Here is an 18049-nt window from a genome sequence, read left to right as displayed (position 1 = left end):
GCCGATGGCCGGTCCTGGCGACAATACCCGTAACAGGCCGAAAAACGGCTCCGACACCGACGCCTTCAAGCGTGCGGTGACGGTCTGCATGCGCGCCATTTCCGGCGACAACGAACTGGAGGTAGGCTTCGCCAAGGACAAGCCGGCGCTCGCCGGCAACCGGGCCCGGCTTCCGGAACTCCCCAAGAAGCCGTCGCCCGTCGACATAGCCGTCACCCGCGGCCTCGGCGATTCGATGGCGCTGAAGCGCGCTTGTCACGACCTTCGCATCCACACGAAATTTGCGCCCGAGGGCAAACAGGCGCGCGCCGTCTTCGACGCGGTCGAGCAGGCGCGCGTCGAGGCGATCGGCGCGCTCAGGATGACCGGCGTCGGCGACAACATCGGCCACATGCTCGAAGACAAATACGCTAAGGCCAACCTTGCCGACGTGCGCGACCGCGCCGACGCGCCGGTCGAGGAGGCGCTGGCGCTGATGGTGCGCGAGAAGCTCACCGGCCGTCCGGCGCCGAAGAGCGGCGAGCGCGTCGTCAACCTCTGGCGTGAATGGGTCGAGGAGAAGGCCGGCGCCGACCTCGACCATCTCGTCGGCAATGTGGACGACCAGCAGGCCTTCGCCCGCGTCGTGCGCGAGATGCTCGCCTCCATGGAGATGGCAGAGGATCTCGGCGACGAGGAGCAGTCGGACGACGTCGAGGACAGCGAGGATCCGCAGCCGCAGGGCGAGGAGCAGAGCGAGGAGGGCGGCGAGGACGATTCCGGCGCCGACCAGTCGCAGTCCGACGACCAGGACTCCTCGTCCGAGGACGAGCAGGCGGGCGAGATGGAGGCTGCCGACGCCGCTTCCGACGAGTTCTCCGACGAGGACGATCCCGACGCCGAGACCCCCGGCGAGGCCAAGCGCAAGGACAATCCCTTCGCCGACCTGCCGAAGCAGGTCGACTACAAGGTATTCACCACCCAGTTCGACGAGACGGTGGGTGCGGAAGAGCTCTGCGAGGAAGAGGAGCTCGACCGTCTGCGCGCCTTCCTCGACAAGCAGCTCGCCAATCTGCAGGGCGTCGTCGGCCGGCTCGCCAACCGCCTGCAGCGCCGCCTGATGGCGCAGCAGAACCGCTCCTGGGACTTCGACCTAGAAGAGGGCTATCTCGATCCGGCCAGGCTGGTGCGCGTCGTCATCGATCCGATGCAGCCGCTGTCCTTCAAGCAGGAACGCGATACGAAATTCCGCGACACGGTGGTCAGCCTGGTGCTGGACAATTCGGGATCGATGCGCGGCCGCCCGATCACGGTCGCCGCCACCTGCGCCGACATACTGGCGCGCACGCTCGAACGCTGCGGCGTCTCGGTCGAAATCCTCGGCTTCACCACCCGTGCGTGGAAGGGCGGGCAGGCGCGCGAGAAATGGCTGAAGGACGGCAAGCCGGCCAACCCCGGCCGGCTCAACGATCTCCGGCACATCATCTACAAGTCGGCTGACCAGCCTTGGCGGCGTGCCCGGCGCAATCTCGGCCTGATGATGCGCGAGGGGCTGCTCAAGGAGAACATCGACGGTGAAGCGCTGCTGTGGGCGCATCAGCGCCTGATCGGCCGGCCCGAGCAGCGCAAGATCCTGATGATGATCTCGGACGGCGCGCCGGTCGACGATTCGACGCTTTCGGTGAACCCCGGCAACTATCTCGAACGGCATCTGCGCGCCGTCATCGAGCTGATCGAGACAAGGTCGCCGGTCGAACTGCTTGCCATCGGCATCGGCCATGACGTCACGCGCTATTATCGCCGCGCCGTCACCATCGTCGATGCCGAGGAGCTTGCCGGCGCCATGACCGAGCAGCTCGCTTCGCTCTTCGGCGAGGAAACGCCGCGCGACACGCGACGCGGCGGCCTGCGTCGCGCCGGATGACGCGGCTTCGCGCGAGGTCGCTCTCCCTTGCGCTCGCCGTCGCGGCGGCCGCGCTCGGTGCCTTCGCCGTCGAGCAGCCGGCCAGGGCGGCAACCGCCGCCATCGAGCGGCTGGAGATTTCCGCGCGCCCGATCCGCTATTTCCGCATCGGCAGCGACGAGACCCGTTTCGGGCCGCTCGAATTCGTCGGCGGGCTTGAGCTCACCTCCACCTCGCGCCATCTCGGCGCGCTGTCGTCCTTCCGCTTCCTGACGCCGGGCGAGGACTTCATCGGCGTCGCCGATACCGGCTTCTGGTTCTTCGGCGCCATCACGCGCGATGCGGACGGCAAACCGGCCGGCATCGGGAACTTCCGCATGCAGGAGATGTTCGACCGGTCGGGAAACGTCTCCAACCGCAAATGGGAAGTCGACGCCGAGGGCCTCGCCATCAAGGACGGCATCGCCACGGTAGGCTTCGAGCGCGATCACCGCGTCGCCCAGTTCCGGATCGAGCCGGACGACATGAAGGCTGCGGTCGTCGATCTCGACTTCCTCATTCCGCAGCGCGAGTTGAGGATGAACCGCGGCTTCGAGACCGTCGCCCATGCCCATCCCCAGGGCCAGCACGAGGGCGCGCTCGTCATCGTCTCGGAAAAGAGCCTCGACAAGCAAGGCAATATCTTCGCCGCCATCATCGAAGGCCCGAACAAGGGCATCTTCACGGTCCGGCGCAACGGCGAGTTCGACATCACCGACGGCGCCTTCCTGCCGGACGGCGACCTGCTCATCCTCGAGCGCAGCTTCTCGATGGCCACCGGCGTCAAGATGCGGTTGCGGCGGCTCTACGGCGAGAGCATCGCCAAGGGCGCGGTGGCCGACGGGCCTGTGCTCTTCGAGGCGAACATGAGCTACCAGATCGACAATATGGAGGGGCTCGACGTCTGGACCCGCTCCGACGGCGCCCAGATGGTGTCGCTCATCTCCGACGACAACCATTCGATCCTGCAGCGCAATCTCTATCTGGAATTCGTGCTGCACGACGAGGCCGAACCGCTGCCGGCCAAGGCTCCCTGAGCGCCGTGTGAACAAATTCCGGGCCGCGTCGAGTGCCCGTCCTGTCAAGCCTTTGATCGGCCTCTGTTTTATTCGGGTGCATTAAGCCGCGGGCGGCATGTCTTTCCACGCCCGCCGGAAGTCATGCGAGGATGGGCTGTGACCATTTCGCGGCGATCAGCCGGTAGGGGATGAGCGCGAAGACGGCGATCAGGAGCTTCACCGTCAGGTCGCCCAGAGCCCACGAGATCCAGCGCGCCGTCTCGACCGGGAGGAAGCCGAGAAGCCTTGCGTTTTCAAGGGCGAAGGCGTCGTTCGGGCCGATGAGGGCGAATGCCGCCGAGAAGGCCACGCCGAAGAATATCGCCGTATCCAGCACCGAACCCGCCAGAGAGCCGAACACCGGCGCCCGCCACCAGGACTGCCTGCGCAGCCAGTTGAAGACGGTGATGTCCAGCAATTGCGCCGTCAGGAAAGCCGCGCCCGAGGCGATCGCGATTCTCACCAGCCGGCCCGCGGCGGTTTCGTATGGAATATAGCCGTATTTGAACAGCAGCGGCGGCGCGACGATCGAGCAGATGATCGCCAGCGTGAAGCCGACGAAGACGATCCGCCGGGCCACCGTCGGCCCGTAGCGACGGTTGGCGAGATCGGTCACCAGGAAGGCGAAGGGGTAGGTGAAGGCGCCCCAGGTCAGGATGTCGGCGAGCGCGAGGCCGCCGATCTCGCCGTTCACCGGGAACTGGACGAGCACGTTCGAGGCCACGACGACAAGCGACATGGCCACCACGAAGGGCACATAGGAGGAAAGCCGGGACATTTTTTTATCCTGGGTGATGGAACCAGCCGGGCGGCGGAAACCGCCCGAAAGCCAGGTCAGGCAGCCTGTTCGGCAACCTTCTTGGCAATCTGCTTCTTGAGCAGGCGCGCACGCTGCGAAAGCTCCGCAGCATCTGCCTTGGCGAGGAAAGCGTCGAGGCCGCCGCGATGCTCCACCGAACGCAGCGCGTTGGCCGAGATGCGCAGGCGCACGTTCTGGTTCAGCGCTTCCGAGATCAGCGTCACGTTGACGAGATTCGGCAGGAAGCGGCGCTTCGTCTTGTTGTTGGCGTGGCTGACATTGTTGCCGGTCAAAACGGCTTTGCCGGTCAGTTCGCACATACGGGACATTTTTCGTACCTTCAGGTCTACAACGGCCAGGAAGCGGCGCACCGGGATGCTGGCGCGCAGTCGCTGCGAGCGGCCTTTTGGAAAAGTCGGGGTTCCATAGTTGCATTTGCGGCTTGCGTCAAGCGCGCCGGCAGCCGCGGGTCTCCACAGAATGGCCGGATTTCCGGGCAGGATCGCGCCAGGAGGCCATCAAGCCTTGTCGATACTGGTGACTGCATGTTCCGAACCCTCGCCGTAGGCGCTCTTGTCCTCGCTACCATCGTTCCGGGCTCGGCCGCCTACCGTGCGCCGCTCTACCGCACCGAATATTCGCTTTCCTTCCTCGGCCTGCCCGTCGGGCGGGTGAATTTCGAGAGCCGCATCGACAACAAGAGCTACTCGATCGACGGCGAAGCATCGGCCTCCGGGCTTGGCGCATTCTTCTATGACACGACCGGCAAGCTCACCGCCTCCGGCCGCTTCACCAAGGGCATCGAGGCGGACCGCTTCCGCGCCGAATACCGTTACAACCAGAAGCCGACTCTGGTCGACATCCGCTTTGCCGGCGGCGATGTCGTCGAAGTCGTCAACGACCCGCCACTGAAGAAGCGCGGCAAGAACTGGGTGCCGATCAAGCCGGCCGATCTCAAGTCGGCCGTCGATCCGATCGCCGCGACGCTGGTCAAGGCCGACAGGCTGGAGGATGTCTGCAAGGGCGGCGCGCGCATGTTCGACGGCGAGTTGCGCGCGGATCTGTCGCTCTCCTACGTCAAGACGGGCGAGGTGTCGTTCACGGGTTTTGAGGGGCCGACCATCACCTGCCGACTGAAATTCACCCCAGCGGCCGGCTATCGCAAGGGCCGCAAGGCGCTTGAATTCCTCAGGACCAAGAGCCGGATCATGGTGACATTTGCCCAGATCGGCGAAACCGGCGTATACGCGCCGGTCCACGCCACGATCGGCACGCAGATCGGTACGATCACGGTCCGGGCGCGGCGTTTCGAGGCCTTGTAGGCGCCGGAGGCACCCCGCGCCGGAGATTTCATATGGCGCGCGCTACCCTGATCGGCTTCTCGGCAGTCGCAATGTGGGCGCTGCTTGCGCTCCTGACCGACGCGTCGGGCAAGACGCCGCCATTCCTGCTGTCGGCGATCACCTTCGCCATCGGCACGATGGTGGGGCTCGTCGCCCGGCTCTTCATGCCCGCGCCCGAGCGGCCGGCCAAAATTCCGTTCCAGGTCTGGGTCGTCGGCATCGGCGGGCTCTTCGGCTACCATTTCTTCTACTTCACCGCGCTGCGCAACGCGCCGGCGGTGGAGGCGAGCCTGATCGCCTATCTCTGGCCGCTGCTCATCGTGCTCGGCTCGGCGCTGATGCCGGGCGAAAGGCTGCGCTGGAACCACATGGCTGGCGCTCTGCTCGGGCTTGCCGGCACGGCGCTGATCGTCACCAAGGGCGGCGGCCTCGCCTTCGAGAGCCGCTACGCCTTCGGCTATGCGATGGCGGGCGTCTGCGCCCTGCTGTGGTCGGCCTATTCGCTCCTGTCCCGCCGGTTCCCGGCGGTGCCGACCAGCATCGTCACCTGGTTCTGTGCCGCCACCTCGGCACTTTCGCTGCTCTGCCACTTCGCCCTGGAGGAAACCGTGCTTCCGGCCACGACCGGCCAGTGGCTGGCCGTTCTCGGCCTCGGCCTGATGCCGGTGGGCGCTGCCTTCTACGCGTGGGATATCGGCGTGAAGCGCGGCAACATCCAGGTTCTCGGCGCTGCGAGCTATGCCGCGCCGCTGCTGTCGACGCTTATCCTGGTCGTCGCCGGCTTCGCCGAGCCGACCCTGCGCATCCTCGCTGCCTGCGTGCTGATCACAGGCGGGGCGGTACTTGCGGCGAAGTCGATGCTGTCCGGCCGCAATGCGACACCCGAGGCTGCGGCCGACAACGCCGCGGCATAGCTAGGCCGGGACGTCGGGCCTCCAGCCGGGCTCGGCCAGCTCGAATTGCGCAAAGTCGAAGCCGGGCGCCACGGTGCAGCCGACCAGCGTCCAGTCGCCCAGGCTGCGCGCCGTCTGCCAGCAGTTCGCAGGTACCACCGCCTGCGGCCGCTCACCCGCACCGAGGTCGGTGCCCAGAACGAACGAGGCCGCGCCCTGCGCCTCGTCGAAGAGGTCGAGTTCGAGCGGCGCGCCGGCGTAGTGATGCCAGACCTCGGCGGCATCCTTCACCCTGTGCCAGGCCGACACGTCGCCCTTTTCAAGCAGGAAGTAGATCGCCGTCGAATGGCCGCGCCCGCCGCCCGGATTGTCACGAAAGGTCTCGGCATACCAGCCACCTTCGGGGTGGCGTTGCATGCCGAGAGCCGCAATGATCCCGGCGGCCGTCATTCGCCTAGAAATTGTCCTTGCGCTTGCGGATTTCGGCGAAGACCTCGGCGTCGGTCGCGTTCTCCATGCCGAGATTTTTGCGGATCGCCGGATCGTGCCAGCGGATGAACGGATTGGTCGCAAGCTCTTCGGCAAGCGTCGTCGGCAGCGTCGGCTTGCCGTCGGCGCGCAGCTTTTCCACCTTCGCCGCGCGTTCCTTCAGCGCCGAGTTGGTCGGATCGATGGTGAGCGCGAAACGGGCGTTGGCCAGCGTATATTCATGGCCGCAATAGAGCGTGGTCGCTGCCGGCAGCGCCACCAGCTTCTTCAGCGACTGGAACATCACTGATGCCGGCTTTTCCAGGAGCCTGCCGCAGCCCATGGCGAACAGCGTGTCGGCCACGAAGGCGACATGCGACTTCGGCAGGTAGTAGCAGATGTGGTCGGCCGTGTGGCCCGGCGTCTCGATGATCTCGGCCGGCTGTCCGGCAAACTCGAACTTTGAGCCCTCCGACAACTCGACGTCGATCCCCGGTATCTTCGAATCCTTGGGTCCGAAGATCTTCAGGCCGAATCGCTCCTTCAGCGCCAGGTTAGCCTCGACATGGTCCTGATGGTGATGCGTCGTCAGGATCATGGTCGGCTTCCAGCCGGTCCGCTCGATCGCGGCCAGGATAGGCCTTTCCTCCGGCGCGTCGATCAGCGCCGTCTCGCCGCTCTTGGGATCGTGGATGAGGACGCCGAAATTGTCTTCCCGGCACATGAACTGGTCGATCTGCAATACCATTCGAAGAAACTCCAATCTTTTCGGGCGGAACATAGGGCGGCGAACCCCTGCTGTCACCCGGCGAAAACCGATTCCGGTTTTCGGGCCGATGCAGTAGGGTCCGCCGCATGAATTCGGACATCGTCAATCTGCGTTCGTTCTATTCGTCGGTGCTCGGACGCCTCGCCGAGCGCTCGATCACTATGGCGATCTCCTCCGTCTGGGCCAACCTGCCGAACGAAAGACTGGTTGGGCTCGGCTACACGCTGCCCTGGCTTGACCGGTTCGGCGCCGATTCCGAACGCGTCTTCGCCTTCATGCCCGCCACGCAGGGAGCCGTCGTCTGGCCCGCCGCCGGACCTTCCGCGACGGCGCTGGTGTTCGACGAGGAGCTGCCGCTGGTCGATTCCTCGATCGACCGCATGCTGCTCGTCCATTCGCTGGAGCATGCCGAGAACCCGCGCGAGACGCTGAAGGAGATCTGGCGCGTGTTGTCGCCGGCCGGCCGCGTCGTCATCGTCGTTCCCAACCGGCGCGGTGTGTGGGCGCGTTTCGAGCACACCCCCTTCGGAACCGGTCGGCCCTTTTCGCGCGGCCAGCTCAACGAATTGCTGCGTGATGCCAATTTCACGCCGTCGAGCTGGGCCGACGCGCTGTTCTTTCCGCCCTCGAAGCGCCGCTTCATGATGCGCTTCCACGGCATCCTCGAGCGCACCGGCCGCCGCCTGTGGCCGATCTTCTCGGGCGTCATCGTGGTGGAGGCGCAGAAGCGCCTCTATCAAGGCCTGCCTGTCGCCAAGCGCGCCTCGCGCCGCGTCTTCGTGCCGGTGCTGTCGCCGCAGGGAGCCGCCACGCGCAATCTGTTTGCCGCGGCAGGCTCGAAGCCTGCCGGTGGTGATCCGCCATGCATGCCGACTGGCTAGGACCCCCGCAGGTCGCGGCGCTGCTTGTGCTTCTCCAGCGCGGTCTCGAGGAGCTTCATTCGCAGCGCCATACGCGGGCGCTGCTCGCCGAGGGCGCGGCGGAGGCGGGACGCAGCTACTATTTCGTCGTCGCCGTCGCGCATCTCGCCTGGATCGCCTCCATCTTCTTCCTGATCCCGGCCGATGCACCGGTGATCTGGCCGCTGCTCGCGCTTTTCCTGCTGCTCCAGATTGTCCGCTATTGGGTGATCGGCACGCTCGGCCGCTACTGGACGCACCGCATCATCACGCTGGATACGGCTCCGGTCGTGAAAGCCGGCCCGTACCGCTACCTGAAACATCCGAATTACGCGGTCACCATCGCCGAGACATTGCTCCTGCCCGCCGTCTTCGGTGCTTTCGCACTTGGCGTCATCATGGCCGCGGTATGGACGGCCGTGATCCGCTACAAGATCGAACTTGAGGACGCGGCGCTTTCGGAACGCCGCGCCGCTCAAAGCTCCAGCACGGCGAAATAGGCGGAGAAACCCGGACCGAACGCCGTCAGCAGATGGCGGCCGCGCGCGCTGCGGCTAAGCGCTTCGTCGAGCACGAAGAGCGCGGTTGCGGAAGACATGTTGCCGTAGTTGCGCAACACGCTCCACGAATGCCGCAGGTCCTGCTCGCCCACCCCCAGCACGTCCCGGGCGGTCTCCAGCACCTTGCGTCCGCCGGGATGGACGAGAAAACCGTCGAATTCCTCGAGCGCCAACCCATGCCGGTCGAGAAAACCTGCCAGGGCCTCTCCCAGATGCTCCTGCATCAATACCGGCAGCTCGGGCGACAACACGACGCCAAAGCCGTCATGCTTCATGTCCCAGCCCATGATACGCCCCGTGCCGCGCCAGAGGTGCTCGCCGGTCGCTCCGATCCGGGCCGGCCGAGCCGAAGCGTCGACCCCGCCTTGCGGCTCGCTGCGCAGCACGACGCCAACCGCCCCGTCGCCGAAGAGCGCCGCCGACACGAACATCTCGATGCTCGGATCGTCGATGCGCAGACAGAGCGAGCAGAGGTCGACGGTCAGGAAGAGAACGTTCGCACCGGGGATCGATTGCGCCAGCCGCGCGGCGCGCGACAGGCCGGCCACCCCGCCGCCGCAGCCGAATCCGAAGAGCGGCAGTCGCTCGACGTCACTGCGGAAACCCATTTTCTCGGCCAGCCGGGCATCGAGACTGGGCACTGCAATGCCGGTGATCGTGTTGACCATCAGCATGTCGATATCGCCGACTGCGATGCCTGCGGCCGCTACCGCATCCCTGGCGGCCTGTTCCAGAAGGTCCAGGGCGTGCCGGCAGAAGGTGTCCGAGCGATCCTCCCAGCCATGCCGCTCCAGATACCATTCCTCCGGTTCGCAGGCGTAGCGGCGTTCGATGCCGGTGTTCGCAAAAAGCTGCTCCAGCTTGTAGAATTGCGGCCAGACGGCTCTCGCCCGCTCGGCGACTTCCTTCTGCGTGACGATATGGTCCGGCACCGCGGTGGCGAGCGACAGGATGGACACGCCGTCCGCGCGGCGTGCCAGCTTTTCTTCAGCGAGATGGTCCGTGATCGCCAGCATGTTTGCTCCGATCCGCCGAGCAAGGTCCCGACCTCTTCCAACGCTGCTGGTCGGTGCTTTCTTCCCGATATAGCGGCCGGCCTTCAATTCGCCCCTATCACTGCCGAACCTGCCATGGTCGCATTGTGCGGGAGGCTTGTGCCCGGATGATGGCCTTGCTCGGTGTGTTTCTTTGCCTGGGCTGTGAGCTGACGGCCAAGCCCGCTCTGGTCGCGGCCGAGCCGGTTGATGTCGAGCTGGTGCTTGCGGTCGACATTTCCCGTTCGATGGATTCGGAAGAGTTCGCGCTGCAGCGCGCAGGCTATGTCGCCGCGCTGCGTCATCCCGATTTCGTCAAAGCCGTGCGCTCGGGCAGTCATGGCCGCATCGCTCTCACCTATTTCGAGTGGGCGGGCACGGTGCGCGCCGAGACCGAGGTGCGCTGGCAGGCGATCGACAGCGCCGAGACAGCCGACGCCTTTGCCGCCCTCTTGGAGAGCCGGCCCGTGCGCAGCTTCCGCGGCACGTCGATTTCGGGCGCGCTGACGTATGGCGCCGGCCTTTTCGACGACAATGCATTCGACGGCTACCGCAAGGTCATCGACATCTCCGGCGACGGACCGAACAACACGGGCCCCCCTGTCGTTTTCGCGCGCGATGCGGCGGTGATGGACGGCATCACCGTCAACGGCCTGCCCATCCTGATCCGGCCGTCGTCCACCATGCGCGATCTCGACCGCTACTATGCCGAATGCGTCGTCGGCGGGCCGGGCTCTTTTGTCCTGCCGATCAGGCAGGCGTCGGAATTCGCCGCCGCCATCCGCCGCAAGCTGATCCTGGAGGTCAGCGGTGCGCCGATCGCTGAGCGCGCCGTTCCCGTAGAGGCAACGGAGCCGATGGACTGCGAACGTGGAGAGCGCGAGCGGCGGCTCTTCTCGGATCCCTATTATCCGCAACTGGACAAGTGAGGGCCCGCGCACTCAGGGGGAGTTGACCTCAACTAATGTTGAGGTTCTAGAACCTCGCCTCCAAATCGGGACAAGGAGTGAAACGATGCAGAACCAAGCCGCCAAGCAGCCCCGCGCCGTTCGCAAATACACGATCGGCGAGGCGCGCGACTGGATGGTATGGGAAGGCGTGGCTCTCGCCGACGTGGTCAACGAGGACGAGATGCCGGAGGTCAAGCTCGGGGCCGTGGGGTTCCTCCGTGCGCCAAAGGGCGTGACCACGAATTTCGAATTCGCCTATGACGAGGTTCTGGTGGTGACGAAGGGCGTCTGCACCGTCGTTTCCGCCGGCCGCAGCGTCACCATGACGGTTGGCGAAGTCGTCTACCTGCCGGCCGGTACGCCCGGCAGCTTCCGCACCGACGAGGACACCGAACTGGTCTATGTAGCATCCTCGCCCTATGGGGAGGTCAACCGGCAGGCGAGGGCCGAGTTGCTCGGAGCGGAGTAGCGTCTCAGGACATCACGAGGGAAGGGCGCTGGCCGATCCCCTCGAGGTCGAAGGACGTCGTCTGGTAGACCTGGTTGATCCAGTTGCCGAACAGCAGGTGGGCGTGCGAACGCCAGCGGTTGAGCGGCGGTCGGCTCGGGTCGTCATCCGGATAGTAGCCGTGCGGCACCGCGATCTGGGTGCCGGCAGCCACGTCGCGATCGTACTCTTCCTTCAATGACGTCGAGTCGTACTCGATGTGATTGAACATATAGAGGCGGTTGCCGGTCCTTTCGGCGACAAGGCTGGGGCCGGTCACTTCGGACTCCATGAGCAGTTCGAGGCCTTGAACCGCGCGGATGTCGGGAGACCTCACTTCCGTCCACCGCGACACCGGAATTGCGAAATCGTCCGAGAAGCCTGCCAGATAGGGCGAGGCCGGGGCGTTGTTGCTGTGGCGGAACACCCCGAAGGCCTTCTTGTCGAGCGTGTATTTGGGGATGCGGTGGAAATGCCAGGCGGCCGCCATCGCTCCCCAGCAGATGAAGAAGGAGGAGTGAACGTTGGTCGTCGTCCAGTCGAGGATGCGCGTCAATTCGTTCCAGTACGAAACCTCTTCGAACGGCAGCAGCTCGATGGGGGCGCCCGTGATGATGAAGCCGTCGAACTTGCGGTCCGCGACTTCTTCCCATGTCTGGTAGAAGGCAATCAGGTGTTCTTCCGGCGTGTTCTTCGCCTTGTGGCCGCCGATGCGCACAAGCGTCAGTTCGACCTGGAGGGGAGACGCGCCGATCAGGCGTGCGAATTGCGTTTCCGTGCGGATCTTGTTGGGCATCAGGTTCAGGAGCCCGATCTGCAGCGGGCGGATGTCCTGGCGCAGCGCCGTCCGCTCGTCCATGACGGATACGCCCTCGCGCACGAGGATTTCGTGTGCGGGCAGCTGATCGGGTATCTTGATCGGCATCGCAAACTCCAAAACAAAAAAACCGGCCTTTGCTCGCGCAAAGCCGGTTACGATGTGCAAACGGCCCTTTAGCGAGTTGTTTAACGTGGCTGCAAGCCGACCGGCCAAATCACCACGGACCAAGTCTGTCTTCTATGCCTCGCCGCCCCCCGCGTCAACGGGGTGGACGGTACAGGCCCGGCGGCAGTCTCGACAAGGGCGGCGGCGGCCTGTATTCCGCTGCCATTCTCCCTTTCGAGGCACTTCCGGACCTGCATCATGACCAAGGCAACCGATCTCTCACGTCCGCAGCCGCGCGCCGGCGTCATGGACATCGAGGCCTACGTGCCCGGCAAGAGCGCTGCACACGGCGCTGCCAAGGTCCATAAGCTGTCGTCGAACGAGAATCCCCTCGGCTCCTCGCCGAAAGTCGTCGAAGCGGTGCGCGAGGTCGCGGGCAGGCTGGAGTTCTATCCCGACGGCGCCGCGACCAGGCTGCGCGAGGCGATCGGCCAGGCGCACGGGCTCAATCCAGCCAACATCGTCTGCTCGAACGGGTCCGACGAAATCCTCGGCCTGCTCGCCCAGACCTATCTATCGCCGGGTGACGAGGCGATCTTCACCGAGCACGGCTTCCTGGTCTACAAGATCTACATCCAAGCCGCGGGCGCCGTTCCGGTCTCGGTCAGGGAGACAGAGGAACGCGCCGACGTCGACGCCATCCTCGCCGCGGTGACGGCGAAGACGAAGATCGTCTTCCTCGCCAACCCCAACAACCCGACCGGCACCTACCTGCCGTTCGAGGAGGTCCGCCGCCTGCACGCCAGCCTGCCGAAGCATGTGCTCCTGGTGCTTGACGCAGCCTATGCCGAATATGTCCGCCGCAACGATTACGAAGCGGGCGTCGAACTCGTCGGCAACGCGCAGAACGTGGTGATGACGCGCACCTTCTCCAAGATCCACGGCCTCGGCGGCCTGCGCATCGGCTGGATGTACGGGCCTGCCCACATCGTCGACGCCATCAACCGCATGCGCGGCCCCTTCAACGTCAACGCCGCCGCCATCGAGGCGGGCATTGCCGCGATGGGCGACCGGGCGCATGTCGAGCGCACCGTCGCGCACAACGAGCGCTGGCTCTCGTGGCTTGCCGGGGAATTGCCGAAGCTTGGCCTGCGCGTCACGCCGAGCGTCGGCAATTTCATCCTGATCCACTTCCCGGAGGCCGAGAAGCATTCGGCGGCCAGGGCCGACGCCTGGCTTTCGGAACGAGGCTATATCCTGCGCCGCGTCGCGGCCTACGGCTTTCCCAACGCGTTGCGGATGACGGTCGGCACCGAGGAAGCCAACCGCGGCGTGGTCGCAGCACTTGCCGATTTTCTGAAAAGCTGACGTCATGGCCGAACCTCTCTTCGACAGAATCGCGCTGGTCGGCATCGGCCTCATCGGCTCGTCGCTCGCCCGTGTCGTGCGCCGCGAGAACATCGCCCGTCACATCGCCATCTCCACGCGCAGCGAGGAGACGCTGGCCCGCGCCGGGGAACTGGCACTGGGCGACAGCTACACCACCGATGCGGCGGAGGCGGTGAAGGATGCCGACCTGGTCATCGTCTCCGTGCCGGTAGGCTCGTCGGAGGCGGTGGCGAAGGAGATCGCACCCGCCTTGAAAAAGGGCGCGATCCTCACCGACGTCGGCTCGACCAAGTCTTCGGTGATTGCACAGATGCAGCCGCACGTGCCGGAAGGCGTGCATTTCATCCCAGGCCATCCGCTGGCCGGCACCGAGAAGTCCGGCCCGGATGCGGGCTTTGCCGAACTTTTCGAAAATCGCTGGTGCATCTTCACGCCGCTGCCCGGCACCGATCCGGCCGCGCTGGAAAAGCTGTCCGAGTTCTGGCGGCGCTGCGGCTCCAACATCGACACTATGGACGCCGAGCATCATGACAGGACGCTCGCCATCGTCTCTCACCTGCCGCACATCATCGCCTACAACATCGTCGGCACGGCGGACGATCTGGAGACGGTGACCAAGTCCGAGGTGATCAAATATTCCGCCTCGGGTTTCCGCGATTTCACCCGTCTGGCGGCTTCGGACCCGACCATGTGGCGCGACGTCTGCCTGCACAACAAGGACGCCATCCTCGAGATGCTGGCGCGTTTTTCCGAAGACCTGGCATCGCTGCAGCGGGCGATCCGCTGGGGGGAGGGGGACAAGCTGTTCGACCTCTTCACCCGTACGCGGGCGGTCCGCCGCTCGATCATCGAGGCCGGCCAGGACATCGACGCGCCCGACTTTGGCCGCCAGGCCGTCGAGCACCCGAAGAGCTAGCTTCGCCGGGTATTCTTCAGGGCTCGCCGCCGACGGGGCCTTGCAGGACGCCCTATCTGGAACCGCTCAGATCGGCGGTATCTCGGCGATCGTGAAGAAGGCGAGCCTTGCCTCGCCGCGTTCGATCAGCAGCGGCAGCGTTGGATCGTTGCCCATGAAGGTGAGCGCCGACGTCACGTTGCGTATCTCCCTGCGTTTCTCCGGGAAAGCTTTCGACAGGACGGCGGACAGGCCGTTGGGATCGCGCACCGTCAGCTTCAGGTCGGCATCGAGAAGTCCGTCCTCGCTGAACGAGAACGTGCCGTTGACGGTAACCCCCGACTTTCCGTCGACCGACAATTCGGCGTTGCGGATCGTGCCCGAGCGGCCCCGCAGGTTCTCCAGGCGGACGCTGCGCAGGTCGGCGCCGCCGTTGATCGTGAGGTCCGACTGGCCCGACAGGGCCGGCAGGGTACGCCCCTCCACCAGCGCCGGGTCGAGGGCGAGGTCTTCGAAGCTGCTCGCCAGGTCCAAATCCTGGCCGTTGGGGCGCATATGCGCCTCGAAGGCGCCGATGGTGGCAAGCGGCGTACCCGTCGCGGTGGTCGCCGCGAGCCCTCCCCCTTCGAGCGACACGCGCTCGGGCAGCGGCCTTGCCCAGCGCACGCTGGCGCGCAGCTTTTCCCAGTCGAGATTGAGCATGCCGTTGCGCGGCGTCGCGACCGTCGCCGGCCCGTCGAGCTCAGCGATAAAACGCGTCGGATCATAGATTTGTCCGGCCGTTCTCAGGTTTCCAGCGGTCAGGCCAAGCGCCTCCACGGCATTGGCATAGGCGATGCGGTCGCAATAGACGCCGAGCCGGAACGGAAAGCCGCGCGCGATCGGATTGTCGCATTCGACCGTCACGCCGTCCCGATTGGCCTCGGCGATCGCCGCCCTGGCGTTTGTCACCAGCCGGTCAGCGAGATAGAACCAGCCGGCGCTGTAGCCGCCGAACAGGACGACGACGAAGACGCCAAGCCACAGGATGCGCCGGCCGTAGTTCGGTGGCTTTCGATCTGTCGCCGTCATTGTTCCCCCTGTCGCCCCGTTCCAACGCGAAAGGCCTCAACCTTTCGGCGATCATGCGCTAGTCGTTTCCTCTGCGCCATCGTGGCGCAACAGACATTGGCTTGGCGATATGGGCGATTTTTGGGTTTTTGGCTATGGCTCGCTGATGTGGCGCCCGGGCTTCGCGCATACGCAGACGCAGCGCGCGCGCCTGCACGGGTTCCGCCGTTCGCTCTGCGTCACGTCCCACATCTATCGCGGCACGCGTGACAGACCGGGCCTGGTGCTCGGGCTCGATCGGGGCGGATCTTGCGTCGGCATGGCCTTCCGCGTGCCGCATGAACTGCGCGACGAGGCGCTCGCCTATCTGCGCGACCGCGAACTCATCACCAGCGTCTATCTCGAGCGCATGCTGCCGATCAGGCTGGAAAGCGGCGAGAGCGCGGTCGCCGTCGCCTATGTCGTCGACCGGACGCATGAGCAGTATGCCGGAAGCCTCGACGAAGTTGCGGCGGCAAGAATCGTGTCCGGCGCGGTCGGCCAGGCCGGTCCCAACGAGGAATATGTGCTCAACACCGTCGCCCACCTGAAGGCGCTCGGGATTCGCGACCACTGGCTGGAAGAGGTCGGCCGGCTCGTCTCGTGACAGGCAAGTCACTTTCTGGCGAGTGGATTGTTCAGGCGCGTGATTTGAACTCGGCAGGGCCGCGGACTAGGGTGCCGCCGGCCGCATGTCGGCCGGTTGGACAGACTACGGAGAAGTGCCTTGCAGAAACGCCGCCTGGGTAGAACCGACCTCGATATCGCTCCGCTGGTGCTGGGCGGTAACGTGTTCGGCTGGACCGCCGACGAGAAGACCTCGTTCGACATTCTCGACCGTTTCCTCGATGCCGGGCTGAATGCCATCGACACCGCAGATTCGTATTCGCGCTGGGTCGACGGCAACAAGGGCGGCGAATCGGAGACCATCATCGGCAAATGGATGAAGAGCCGGAAAAACCGCGACCGTGTCGTCGTCATCACCAAGGTGGGCTCAGACATGGGGCAGGGCAAGAAGGACCTTTCGGCCGCCTACATCGCCCGGGCCGTCGAGGATTCGCTGAAACGCCTGCAGGTCGACGCTATCGACCTCTACCTCTCGCATTGGGCGGACGACACCGTGCCCTATGACGAAACGCTCGGTGCCTATCAGCGGCTGATCGAGCAGGGAAAGATCCGCTGGTGCGGCGCCTCCAACCTCGATGCCGGCCGCCTCGAAGCGGCGCTCAAGGTGGCGAGCCAGAGAAAACTGCCGCGCTACGAGGTGCTTCAGCCCGAATACAATCTCTACGACCGGTCGAGCTTCGACGGAGCCTTGCGCGACCTTTGCGTCAGGGAGGAGATCGGCGTCATCACATACTTCTCTCTCGCCAAGGGCTTCCTGTCCGGCAAGTATCGCAGCGAGGCCGATCTCGGCAAAAGTCCGCGCGGCGGCGGCATTGGCAATTATCTGGACGCGCGGGGAAAGCGTATCCTCGCCGCGCTCGACGCGGTGTCCGCGCGTCACGGGGCGACGCAGGCGGAAGTTGCGCTCGCCTGGGTCATCGCACGCCCCGGCGTCACTGCGCCGATCGCCAGCGCCACGTCCGTCGAGCAGACCGACAGCCTGATCCGGGCGGCATCGCTGCAGCTCAAGGCCGCCGACATCAGGGACCTCGATCAAGCCAGCGCGTAGCTTCGCGGCATTGCTTAGAGAGGTTCCGTTTTTCCGCTAACTGCTCAGGGGCTCGGACGGCAATGCGCCGAGCTCCCGCAGCCTTTTCACTGCCGTCGGCGGAAGCGGCGGACTGTCGGTTCGTGCTGCCTCGACCAGAAGCTCGTCGCAGCCGGCCTCCGTCTCCGATATCAGTCGCCGCATGAACTCGTCCTTGCCGAGCCCTGGCGGGATCGGCGGCAGGAAACGGGCGTGGATGGTGCCTGGATAGCGCAGGAATTTCCGGCGCGGCCAGTAGAGGCCGGCGACATGCGCCACCGGCACCACCGGCAGGCCGAGCTGCGCATAGAGCTCGACGATGCCGTATTTGTAGGCAGGCTCGTCGCCCGGCGCGCGCCGCGTGCCCTCGGGATAGATGATCAGCTGGCGCGGATTGCGCTCCAGCTCTTCCTTGGTCGCCGCCACCACCGCCTTCAAAGCCCTGGCGCGGCTGCCGCGATCGACCGGGATCATGCGCATCTTCAGGATGTACCAGCCGAAAAAGGGTATCCAGGTCAGCTCGCGCTTGAGGATATAGATCGGGTCGTCGAGATAGGGAAAGAAGGCGATCGCGTCCCAGAAGGACTGGTGCTTCGGCGCCAGGATGAAGGAGCCTTCCGGCAGGTTCTCCGTGCCCGTTATCCTGTTCCTAGTGCCTGCGATGTTCGCGTGCAGCCACAGGCTGCTGCGCGCCCAGAACTTCGGTACGAACCAAGCCTTGTGGCGCGGCGACAGGAAATAAAGCGGGCTCCAGACGATCATCTGGACGATCAGGCTGACGTAGAAGACGAAATTGAACGCCAGCGAACGGATGTAGAGCATGCGCGCGGAGCCCGGTGATGAAGCGGCTGTTGGTTACACCAGTCGCGCGCAAAGG

Annotated in this window: 20 protein-coding genes and 1 riboswitch; of the genes, 12 read left to right on the top strand and 8 right to left on the bottom strand. The window is 65.2% G+C overall.

What is annotated here, in order from left to right; all coding sequences use genetic code 11:
- The first annotated feature begins 4 nt into the window (after nucleotides 1-4).
- Nucleotides 5-1903 carry a cobaltochelatase subunit CobT gene (gene cobT, locus D8676_RS18225; protein ID WP_121582525.1) on the top strand — a complete coding sequence of 633 codons (1899 nt, stop codon included), beginning with the start codon at nucleotides 5-7 and terminating at the stop codon, nucleotides 1901-1903.
- The gene (locus tag D8676_RS18220; RefSeq protein ID WP_121582524.1) at nucleotides 1900-2958 is read left to right on the top strand and encodes an esterase-like activity of phytase family protein; all 1059 of its coding nucleotides are present in this window, start codon (nucleotides 1900-1902) and stop codon (nucleotides 2956-2958) included. Before cobT ends, D8676_RS18220 begins: the two co-directional genes overlap by 4 nt.
- Before the next feature lie 121 nt (nucleotides 2959-3079).
- On the opposite strand, the gene D8676_RS18215 is transcribed toward D8676_RS18220, so the two are convergent.
- Entirely contained in the window at nucleotides 3080-3757 is a 678-nt protein-coding gene (locus tag D8676_RS18215) for a queuosine precursor transporter (RefSeq protein ID WP_121582523.1), read from the bottom strand.
- A 56-nt stretch (nucleotides 3758-3813) separates the two neighbouring features.
- Entirely contained in the window at nucleotides 3814-4107 is a 294-nt protein-coding gene (rpmB, locus tag D8676_RS18210; protein WP_121582522.1) for a 50S ribosomal protein L28, read from the bottom strand.
- 216 nt (nucleotides 4108-4323) lie between these two features.
- Between rpmB and D8676_RS18205 the strand changes: the two genes are divergently transcribed.
- Together D8676_RS18205 and D8676_RS18200 are read left to right on the top strand one after the other, a co-directional pair.
- Nucleotides 4324-5100: a DUF3108 domain-containing protein gene (locus tag D8676_RS18205; protein WP_121582521.1), complete on the top strand. Its 777-nt coding sequence runs from the start codon at nucleotides 4324-4326 to the stop codon at nucleotides 5098-5100.
- Nucleotides 5101-5132: 32 nt separating this feature from the next.
- Nucleotides 5133-6035, top strand: a complete 903-nt coding sequence (locus D8676_RS18200) for an EamA family transporter (RefSeq protein ID WP_121582520.1) — start codon at nucleotides 5133-5135, stop codon at nucleotides 6033-6035.
- On the opposite strand, the gene D8676_RS18195 is transcribed toward D8676_RS18200, so the two are convergent.
- Nucleotides 6036-6464, bottom strand: coding sequence for a cupin domain-containing protein (locus D8676_RS18195; protein WP_121582519.1), 429 nt, complete (start codon nucleotides 6462-6464; stop codon nucleotides 6036-6038).
- Between the two features lie 4 nt (nucleotides 6465-6468).
- Nucleotides 6469-7230, bottom strand: coding sequence for a hydroxyacylglutathione hydrolase (gene gloB, locus D8676_RS18190; RefSeq protein WP_121582518.1), 762 nt, complete (start codon nucleotides 7228-7230; stop codon nucleotides 6469-6471).
- A gap of 107 nt (nucleotides 7231-7337) precedes the next feature.
- Between gloB and D8676_RS18185 the strand changes: the two genes are divergently transcribed.
- Both D8676_RS18185 and D8676_RS18180 read left to right on the top strand, forming a co-directional pair.
- Entirely contained in the window at nucleotides 7338-8132 is a 795-nt protein-coding gene (locus D8676_RS18185) for a class I SAM-dependent methyltransferase (RefSeq protein ID WP_121582517.1), read from the top strand.
- The gene (locus tag D8676_RS18180; protein WP_121582516.1) at nucleotides 8114-8650 is read left to right on the top strand and encodes an isoprenylcysteine carboxylmethyltransferase family protein; all 537 of its coding nucleotides are present in this window, start codon (nucleotides 8114-8116) and stop codon (nucleotides 8648-8650) included. Before D8676_RS18185 ends, D8676_RS18180 begins: the two co-directional genes overlap by 19 nt.
- Here the strand turns inward: D8676_RS18180 and D8676_RS18175 are convergent.
- Nucleotides 8626-9726: a 3-oxoacyl-[acyl-carrier-protein] synthase III C-terminal domain-containing protein gene (locus D8676_RS18175; RefSeq protein ID WP_121582515.1), complete on the bottom strand. Its 1101-nt coding sequence runs from the start codon at nucleotides 9724-9726 to the stop codon at nucleotides 8626-8628. The genes D8676_RS18180 and D8676_RS18175 overlap by 25 nt on opposite strands.
- A 146-nt stretch (nucleotides 9727-9872) precedes the next feature.
- On the opposite strand from D8676_RS18175, the gene D8676_RS18170 reads away from it, so the two are divergent.
- Nucleotides 9873-10673 (top strand): DUF1194 domain-containing protein, encoded by an 801-nt coding sequence (locus tag D8676_RS18170; protein WP_121582514.1) that lies wholly within the window; start codon nucleotides 9873-9875, stop codon nucleotides 10671-10673.
- Between the two features lie 85 nt (nucleotides 10674-10758).
- On the top strand, nucleotides 10759-11163 hold the full coding sequence (locus D8676_RS18165) for a cupin (protein ID WP_121582513.1): 405 nt from the start codon (nucleotides 10759-10761) through the stop codon (nucleotides 11161-11163).
- A 4-nt stretch (nucleotides 11164-11167) separates the two neighbouring features.
- Here the strand turns inward: D8676_RS18165 and metA are convergent, their stop codons facing one another.
- Nucleotides 11168-12106, bottom strand: coding sequence for a homoserine O-succinyltransferase (gene metA / locus D8676_RS18160; protein ID WP_121582512.1), 939 nt, complete (start codon nucleotides 12104-12106; stop codon nucleotides 11168-11170).
- A 48-nt stretch (nucleotides 12107-12154) separates the two neighbouring features.
- Nucleotides 12155-12232: riboswitch (SAM riboswitch) on the bottom strand.
- 132 nt (nucleotides 12233-12364) lie between these two features.
- Between metA and hisC the strand changes: the two genes are divergently transcribed.
- Nucleotides 12365-13474 carry a histidinol-phosphate transaminase gene (gene hisC, locus D8676_RS18155; RefSeq protein WP_121582511.1) on the top strand — a complete coding sequence of 370 codons (1110 nt, stop codon included), beginning with the start codon at nucleotides 12365-12367 and terminating at the stop codon, nucleotides 13472-13474.
- A gap of 4 nt (nucleotides 13475-13478) precedes the next feature.
- The gene (locus tag D8676_RS18150) at nucleotides 13479-14411 is read left to right on the top strand and encodes a prephenate/arogenate dehydrogenase family protein (RefSeq protein WP_121582510.1); all 933 of its coding nucleotides are present in this window, start codon (nucleotides 13479-13481) and stop codon (nucleotides 14409-14411) included.
- Nucleotides 14412-14477: 66 nt separating this feature from the next.
- Here the strand turns inward: D8676_RS18150 and D8676_RS18145 are convergent, their stop codons facing one another.
- A complete protein-coding gene (locus D8676_RS18145) occupies nucleotides 14478-15461 on the bottom strand; it encodes a DUF2125 domain-containing protein (RefSeq protein ID WP_121582509.1) in 984 nt (327 codons plus the stop codon).
- Nucleotides 15462-15570: 109 nt separating this feature from the next.
- Here D8676_RS18145 and D8676_RS18140 point away from each other — a divergent pair, with 109 nt between their 5' ends.
- Nucleotides 15571-16086: a gamma-glutamylcyclotransferase gene (locus D8676_RS18140; protein WP_121582508.1), complete on the top strand. Its 516-nt coding sequence runs from the start codon at nucleotides 15571-15573 to the stop codon at nucleotides 16084-16086.
- Nucleotides 16087-16206: 120 nt separating this feature from the next.
- Nucleotides 16207-17154, top strand: a complete 948-nt coding sequence (locus D8676_RS18135; protein ID WP_121582507.1) for an aldo/keto reductase — start codon at nucleotides 16207-16209, stop codon at nucleotides 17152-17154.
- A 36-nt stretch (nucleotides 17155-17190) separates the two neighbouring features.
- On the opposite strand, the gene D8676_RS18130 is transcribed toward D8676_RS18135, so the two are convergent.
- Entirely contained in the window at nucleotides 17191-17994 is an 804-nt protein-coding gene (locus D8676_RS18130) for a 1-acyl-sn-glycerol-3-phosphate acyltransferase (protein ID WP_121582506.1), read from the bottom strand.
- Nucleotides 17995-18049: the final 55 nt, after the last annotated feature.

Origin of the sequence: Mesorhizobium sp. YM1C-6-2 (assembly GCF_003666685.1) — a bacterium.
GTDB lineage: Bacteria > Pseudomonadota > Alphaproteobacteria > Rhizobiales > Rhizobiaceae > Mesorhizobium_K.
This window is presented reverse-complemented; position numbering and strand designations above follow the sequence as displayed.

Bases quoted from the DNA above. Each gene is read 5' to 3' on its own strand.
- cobT (WP_121582525.1), top strand. From the start codon at position 5: ATGGCCGGTCCTGGCGACAATACCCGTAACAGGCCGAAAAACGGCTCC.
- D8676_RS18220 (WP_121582524.1), top strand. From the start codon at position 1,900: ATGACGCGGCTTCGCGCGAGGTCGCTCTCCCTTGCGCTCGCCGTCGCG.
- D8676_RS18215 (WP_121582523.1), bottom strand. From the start codon at position 3,757: ATGTCCCGGCTTTCCTCCTATGTGCCCTTCGTGGTGGCCATGTCGCTT.
- rpmB (WP_121582522.1), bottom strand. From the start codon at position 4,107: ATGTCCCGTATGTGCGAACTGACCGGCAAAGCCGTTTTGACCGGCAAC.
- D8676_RS18205 (WP_121582521.1), top strand. From the start codon at position 4,324: ATGTTCCGAACCCTCGCCGTAGGCGCTCTTGTCCTCGCTACCATCGTT.
- D8676_RS18200 (WP_121582520.1), top strand. From the start codon at position 5,133: ATGGCGCGCGCTACCCTGATCGGCTTCTCGGCAGTCGCAATGTGGGCG.
- D8676_RS18195 (WP_121582519.1), bottom strand. From the start codon at position 6,464: ATGACGGCCGCCGGGATCATTGCGGCTCTCGGCATGCAACGCCACCCC.
- gloB (WP_121582518.1), bottom strand. From the start codon at position 7,230: ATGGTATTGCAGATCGACCAGTTCATGTGCCGGGAAGACAATTTCGGC.
- D8676_RS18185 (WP_121582517.1), top strand. From the start codon at position 7,338: ATGAATTCGGACATCGTCAATCTGCGTTCGTTCTATTCGTCGGTGCTC.
- D8676_RS18180 (WP_121582516.1), top strand. From the start codon at position 8,114: ATGCATGCCGACTGGCTAGGACCCCCGCAGGTCGCGGCGCTGCTTGTG.
- D8676_RS18175 (WP_121582515.1), bottom strand. From the start codon at position 9,726: ATGCTGGCGATCACGGACCATCTCGCTGAAGAAAAGCTGGCACGCCGC.
- D8676_RS18170 (WP_121582514.1), top strand. From the start codon at position 9,873: ATGATGGCCTTGCTCGGTGTGTTTCTTTGCCTGGGCTGTGAGCTGACG.
- D8676_RS18165 (WP_121582513.1), top strand. From the start codon at position 10,759: ATGCAGAACCAAGCCGCCAAGCAGCCCCGCGCCGTTCGCAAATACACG.
- metA (WP_121582512.1), bottom strand. From the start codon at position 12,106: ATGCCGATCAAGATACCCGATCAGCTGCCCGCACACGAAATCCTCGTG.
- hisC (WP_121582511.1), top strand. From the start codon at position 12,365: ATGACCAAGGCAACCGATCTCTCACGTCCGCAGCCGCGCGCCGGCGTC.
- D8676_RS18150 (WP_121582510.1), top strand. From the start codon at position 13,479: ATGGCCGAACCTCTCTTCGACAGAATCGCGCTGGTCGGCATCGGCCTC.
- D8676_RS18145 (WP_121582509.1), bottom strand. From the start codon at position 15,461: ATGACGGCGACAGATCGAAAGCCACCGAACTACGGCCGGCGCATCCTG.
- D8676_RS18140 (WP_121582508.1), top strand. From the start codon at position 15,571: ATGGGCGATTTTTGGGTTTTTGGCTATGGCTCGCTGATGTGGCGCCCG.
- D8676_RS18130 (WP_121582506.1), bottom strand. From the start codon at position 17,994: ATGCTCTACATCCGTTCGCTGGCGTTCAATTTCGTCTTCTACGTCAGC.